Here is a 6,420-nt window from a genome sequence, read left to right on the forward strand (position 1 = left end):
TTTAATTAAATTTTGAAAAACAAATTCTACATATTATTCCTTTTTATTTCCTTGTTTTCCCTTACAAACCTATGGTCGCAAACAATTACTGTATGCGCTACCTGCCCAGTGAAGTCCATAAAAGAGGCTGTTAAACAGGCATCGGAAGGGGATACTATTTTGGTAAAAAAAGGTGTTTATAAAGAAGCTAATATTAAAATTGATAAAGGTATTACGCTTATTGGTGAAGATCTTCCTACTATAGATGGAGAAGAAAAAGGAGAGATAATTACCATTGGTACAGACAACGTAACCATAGACGGATTTAAAATTATAAACGTAGGCGTAAGCTACACCACAGATTATGCTGCGGTACGAGTTGTAAATAGCACAGGTTTCCTTATTCAGAATTTGGAACTCGAAAAGCTTTTCTTCGGAATTTACCTTCAAAAATCTAACGATGGTAAAGTTTTAAATAACAAGGTTAGGGGAGAAGCTGTGACTGAGTTTAACTCTGGAAATGCAGTTCATTTATGGTATTGCAAAAATGTTGAGGTTATTGGTAATGATGTGCAAAATGTTCGCGATGGGATTTATCTAGAATTCTCAGATAATATAACCATAAAGGATAATTTTAGTAAGAACAACGTTCGATACGGACTTCACTTTATGTTCAGTAACAACAACTATGTAATCAATAATACTTTTGAAACTAATGGTGCAGGAATAGCATTGATGTTTTCAAAATTTATGCAAGTTGAAAATAATATTATTCAGAAAAACTGGGGAACAGCGGCTTATGGTTTATTGTTAAAAGAAGTAAACGACGCCTACATAAAAAACAATTTATTCTTCGAAAATACTGTTGGAATTACGGTAGAAGGAAGTAATCGTTTGGAATATTCTAATAACGATTTTACGAGTAATGGGTACGCTTTAAAAGTGAAAGGTGCCTGCTATCAAAACCATGTAATAAACAATAACTTTCTGTATAATTCATTCGATATATCCTATAACGGACGTATTAATGATAATAAATTCGACAATAATTTTTGGAGTAATTATACCGGTTACGACCTCAATAAAAACGGTATAGGAGATGTTCCTTATCGTCCTGTAAAACTGTTTTCATATATAGTAAACCGAACTCCAGAAACGATAATTTTAATGCGAAGCCTATTTATAGACATAATAGACTTTTCAGAAAAAGTATCTCCAGTATTTACTCCAGACGATTTATTGGATGAAAATCCAAAAATGAAACGTATAAACCATGATAGAAATTAAGGATTTACATAAAAAATTTGGCAAAAACGAAGTGCTTAAAGGCATTGACCTCTCCATAGGTGAAGGTGGAATATTTTCCATTCTTGGTCCGAATGGTTCAGGGAAAACTACACTTATAAAAGCTATTCTTGGGATGGTAATACCAGATTCAGGTGAAATTCTCTTTAATGGAGAATCTTTAAAAAACAATTTTAAATACCGCGATAAGATTGACTATTTACCACAAATAGCCAATTTTCCTGGAAACTTGAAGGTAAGTGAGCTTATAGAGATGATTAAAGACCTAAGAGCTACTAAGGCAACACATGACGAAGCTTTAATAGATTTGTTTAAACTGCAACCTTTCTTGAATAAACGGCTTGTAAACCTCTCTGGAGGAACAAAACAAAAAGTAAACTTAGTGCTTACTTTTATGTTCGACAGTCCGTTAATTATTCTGGATGAGCCTACAAGTGGTCTAGATCCTATTTCTCATTTAAGATTGAAGAATTTAATTTTTGCCGAAAAGGAGAAGGGAAAAACAATTCTTGTAACCTCTCATATTTTAAGTTTCGTGGAAGAAATTGCCGATGAAATTGTCTTCCTATTAGAAGGCAAAATTTACTTTAAAGGTAGTATCACAGAACTTAAAACTAAGACCGAACAACCAGATTTTGAACACGCAATAGCCTCTATTTTATCCGCAAGTTATGCTTAAGATATTAAAATATAGTTTTTACGATTTAATGCGCAGCCGTTGGAGCTACGTTTACTTTCTATTTTATTTACTGCTTGGTATTGTTCTATTGTTTTTAAACAACGATTTATCAAAAGCAGTGATAACATTAATGAACGTTATCATCATCCTTGTTCCTTTAATAGGAACCATTTTTGGCGTGATGTATTATTACAATTCTCGCGAATTTACTGAGCTTCTTTTAGCACAACCTATTAAGCGAAGTTCTATTTTTTTAGGGCAGTACTTTGGGGTTGCCACCTCATTAGCAATGAGTTTAATTATCGGGCTAGGACTTCCATTTGCCTTTTATGGTATCTTTAATAGTAGTGCAATTTGGGATTTCTCATTACTGTTAATTACTGGTGGATTTCTTACCTTTATTTTTACCGCTTTAGCCTTTGTTATAGCACTCTCTAACGAAAATAAAATCAAAGGTTTTGGGTATGCTATCTTACTTTGGCTTTTTATGGCAGTAATCTACGACGGATTATTTTTAATGTCACTGTTGTATTTTGAAGACTACCCTTTAGATAAATTCTCATTATTTGCCACTATGCTAAACCCAGTGGATTTATCGAGAGTTTTAATACTACTGAAACTCGACATTTCTGCTTTATTAGGATACACCGGAGCCGTATTTCAACAATTCTTCGGAACCAGTTTTGGTGTAATTTTGTCTTTTGTAATGCTAGTGTGTTGGGTTGTTATTCCAACTTTCTTTATCTGGAGAATAGCTAAGTGGAAGGATTTTTAAAAGCTGCTTTATACTGCATTTACCAACATTTTATAACTGAAATAGACTTTAAATATGGAGTATGTGAGAATCCACAGAGAAGATAATCTAAACAAGCTAAATAATTCCAAGGGTCAGTTGCAATAACTTTTGATTTCTATATTATTTTATCAATGCAATTCTCTCTATTTTAAATTATTCGTAACGTTTAATATAGTCGCAGTTATAGATAATTACACTAGGTTTTTAAGATAAACATCACAATTGTAATTTCGATTCGAGCGGATTCGAATAGCCTTTCCCGAGTTTACCTCTGGATAGTCCAATCCGCCGACACGAGTGTAAAGAAATGGCAAAGCAAATTACGGTTATAAATTGTTGTACACAGTACTTTAATCAATCACATTAATTTGAAAATCGGCTGGGATAATCCATTCGATTCCATTGATATTCATAACGACTTCGAGTTTAATTCTATCATCATCAATGTTTTCGGGTTTAAATTCAAAATCAAATTCACTTAATCTTTGATTTTTTAAAATCAATTTTCTTTCTTCATAATTTTTACCGTATAATCTGTAAACATTATAATTTGAAACATAATTTTTATATCCGAAATCGAAATGAATAAAACTGGTTTCATTTACTTTAAAGTTACTCTTATCCAAATTTTCTATCAGATAAAAAGAAGATATATTTTTTTCTTGCAACTTTTGAATCGAGTCTGTCAATTTAGAGTTCAGTTCTGTTAATTCCGATACTGAATTTTCCAAATCAGTTATTCTGCCATTTTCGCAAGAAGATATGATAATCGAAAAGACTATAATTGTAAGAAGAAGTATTTTTTTCATATTGTGGGCAACGTCTCTGTATATGGCTCGTGGCGTGTAAATTAGCGATTGTTTTCGGATTATTTACAAGTCAGATTTTTAAATTTTACTACTCATTTTATTTTTTTGGGAAGTTGTCAAATTAAAAAATTTGGCGACTTCGCAAATATGCCTTAACTTCGATTAAGCAATTAACTAGCTATGAGCTATATACGTTATTGTAGCCAGTTATTTTTATTCGATTTATTGAATTTCTGTTTGTAATTCCATGTTCTAGAGTCAAATTTGCCAAGACCATTTTTCAGTAAAAGAGATATATACTATCATTACTTATCATCTTTTTCAATAATTCCTGAAGCAGTTACTTTATCAGTATATAAGATATGTGTACATCGATTTTGCTCTTTAGGAAATATCTTAGAGATAAACATTTCATAAGAAAGAGTAGTATTGTAAATATTTTCTTCTCTTTCAATGACTCTAAGTTGTAGTCCTGTGCCGTCACTATTTATCATCTCTCCCTCACTAAATACATGATTAATAGACATGATTTTTTTAGAATCAAAATTAACAGAATCTTTTAACAAGTAACCTCCAATTCTTACTTCGTCAAAAAGGGGTATAAAAGAATTATGTACATTTCCTGTTAAAGTAACTATTTTAGTATTTGGATGTTTATTATGGATGTTGCGTATTTCCCTGTACATGGATGAGTCTCTAGTTGAAGATTGGTAAGGATTATCAATGAATTTTAAAATAATTCCATCATTTTTAATACCCTTGTATACTAAATCAAGCCATGCCATACCATTTCTACCGTCAAAATTTTTTCCACTAAAGAAATCCAATTCTTTTAACTCGGAAATTGACATCTCGTCTGACAAGTTATTCATAAGTGAAGCACGAATTTCCATAGCCATTATCACGTTGCCTTCGTGTTTAGCAATCAGTTCACATAGTCCATAAGCAAATTCAGCAGGTTCATTTGTTCCGTGCATTTCGCCAATCATTATTATTTCATAATTTGCGATTTCATCGTATATCTTGTCGCTCAGTTTGGATAAGTTTTGAATGGGTATCGCATTCTTTTTTAAATCCTTTTGCTCTTCTGTCAATTCTACAGAATTATCAATAGAATTTAGTGTTTCATCAGATGCTGTTTGTTTTTTTGTATTTTCTTTACAAGAAGTTAATCCAATCATAACAATTAATAGAGGTAAGAATCTTTTCATAATACAATGTATTTAATATAGAGATTTTATTTCTACAAATGTAGAGTATAACTTATGAATCTTGATTTTCTAATTGGCTATAACGTGATTGTATGAGATTAGTGGCGTGTTTAAGCACTAAAGTTAGCAAATAAATCACAGATAGAAAGTCCGCGTCCCGATAGCTATCGGGATTCGTAAGTAGGCAAGAACAAGCAATTACTTATAGGTATTGTTGTGTACAGTTATTTTATCCATTTACTTAGTAAACTATCAATTTCCTTTTCATTCTTTTCACTGTGTCCAACTTTTGAATAAACAATTTTGCCATTATCATCTATAATATAAAAAGTTGGATATGCTCTCACATTATATGCCTTTGTAACTTCATTGTCTACAAGGATAGTTGGATAGTTCATTTCATTTATTTCGATAAACTCTTTAAGTTTTTCTTTGTCCTTTTCTTTATTGTCGTATGGATTTAATCCGAGAATTGTCAAATCATTCTTTGAATATTCAGTTCGTAATTTATTTAATGAGGCTATTGCTTTTATACAAGGAAAACAGTCTTTATACCAAAAGTCAACAAGTACGTATTTGTTTCTATAGTCTTTTAAGCTTATAGAGTCATTAAGTTGAAAGTTAAAGCCTTTAAATGCTGGTGCTTCTATTCCATTAGCAATTGGCTCCATTTCTTTTGGATCAGGTTCTTTATAATCTTCTACTTCGTAGCTGTTTATTAGATTACTAAACTCTAATTGTAAATCAGTATCGGTTATGTTGTTATATTTCTCATTGGTAAAATGCCACTCATTGTATTGCCACTCATTTTGAAATTTACCTGAATAGATAATGCTTTTTAAGTTTTCATCTTCGTCGAAAAAGAATGTCTTTCTTTGTTTTTCAATTGGTAAATCGTCCTTAAAACGGAATTTTATGGCATTTCTCTTTGAATCTCGAAAAATGGTATCATTTAAACTAACAACTGTAGTAGAATCCTTTAAGGATTTCGATAAGCGATTTGCTTTTAAAAAATAAGAATCAAGAACACCACTTATTGTATTTCCATTAATTGCCCAATCTTGCCCTTTATGTGGAAAGAATTTGGTTATTTTCTTCTTCTTATGATTAATGATGTAGATATTCTCTAAATCGTAGTATCTGTCAATGCTATCATTTTTTATCCAAAAACTTCCACCGAAAATGGTGTCATTTTTATGTTTTATTAATCGAACATTGGAATTATACTTTAAAGTATCTTCATCGGAACTAAAGTATTTCATTTTGTAGTTAATGTCATATTCCCAAGATTTATTCTTTTCAACCTGCTTTTCAAACTTTTCAATAATTAAGTCAGTTGACTTTTGTTCTTGGCAACTTATTAAAAAGGTCGTAACTGTAATAAGAAAAATTAAATGTCTCATATATTGGTTATAATTGTGCACAACGTTTGGTATATGAGCAGTGGCGTGGTTAGTCACGGACAATTGCAAACAGGCACTTATCATTGGAAATTCCGCTCCCGATAGCTATCGGGATTCCAAGTAGGCTAGGACAAGCCATTGCTTATACACATCTTAAGTTTGATTTTTACTAAATAAGTTAATTTTAAGTATTAATCAGAAAGAACAAAAGAGCGGAGTAAGGTTACTATATACGGTG

The 6,420-nt window shown here is 31.4% G+C and carries 6 protein-coding genes; 3 read left to right on the forward strand and 3 right to left on the reverse strand.

What is annotated here, in order from left to right; all coding sequences use genetic code 11:
- The first annotated feature begins 12 nt into the window (after positions 1 to 12).
- From FHP04_RS12730 to FHP04_RS12740, 3 genes are read left to right on the forward strand one after another with little or no spacing between them, the layout of a single operon-like run.
- On the forward strand, positions 13 to 1,266 hold the full coding sequence (locus tag FHP04_RS12730) for a nitrous oxide reductase family maturation protein NosD (RefSeq protein WP_394344274.1): 1,254 nt from the start codon (positions 13 to 15) through the stop codon (positions 1,264 to 1,266).
- Positions 1,253 to 1,963 (forward strand): ABC transporter ATP-binding protein, encoded by a 711-nt coding sequence (locus FHP04_RS12735; protein WP_139856519.1) that lies wholly within the window; start codon positions 1,253 to 1,255, stop codon positions 1,961 to 1,963. The genes FHP04_RS12730 and FHP04_RS12735 overlap by 14 nt, the downstream gene beginning before the upstream one ends.
- The gene (locus tag FHP04_RS12740; protein ID WP_139856520.1) at positions 1,956 to 2,738 is read left to right on the forward strand and encodes an ABC transporter permease; all 783 of its coding nucleotides are present in this window, start codon (positions 1,956 to 1,958) and stop codon (positions 2,736 to 2,738) included. The genes FHP04_RS12735 and FHP04_RS12740 overlap by 8 nt, the downstream gene beginning before the upstream one ends.
- Positions 2,739 to 3,109: 371 nt before the next feature.
- On the opposite strand, the gene FHP04_RS12745 is transcribed toward FHP04_RS12740, so the two are convergent.
- The 3 genes from FHP04_RS12745 to FHP04_RS12755 form a co-directional block, all read right to left on the reverse strand.
- Positions 3,110 to 3,568: a hypothetical protein gene (locus tag FHP04_RS12745; protein ID WP_139856521.1), complete on the reverse strand. Its 459-nt coding sequence runs from the start codon at positions 3,566 to 3,568 to the stop codon at positions 3,110 to 3,112.
- Between the two features lie 305 nt (positions 3,569 to 3,873).
- Entirely contained in the window at positions 3,874 to 4,779 is a 906-nt protein-coding gene (locus tag FHP04_RS12750) for a hypothetical protein (RefSeq protein WP_139856522.1), read from the reverse strand.
- A gap of 224 nt (positions 4,780 to 5,003) precedes the next feature.
- The gene (locus tag FHP04_RS12755; RefSeq protein ID WP_158319146.1) at positions 5,004 to 6,182 is read right to left on the reverse strand and encodes a TlpA family protein disulfide reductase; all 1,179 of its coding nucleotides are present in this window, start codon (positions 6,180 to 6,182) and stop codon (positions 5,004 to 5,006) included.
- Between the last annotated feature and the right edge of the window lie 238 nt (positions 6,183 to 6,420).

The organism is Aequorivita sinensis (assembly GCF_006346335.1).
GTDB lineage: Bacteria > Bacteroidota > Bacteroidia > Flavobacteriales > Flavobacteriaceae > Aequorivita > Aequorivita sinensis.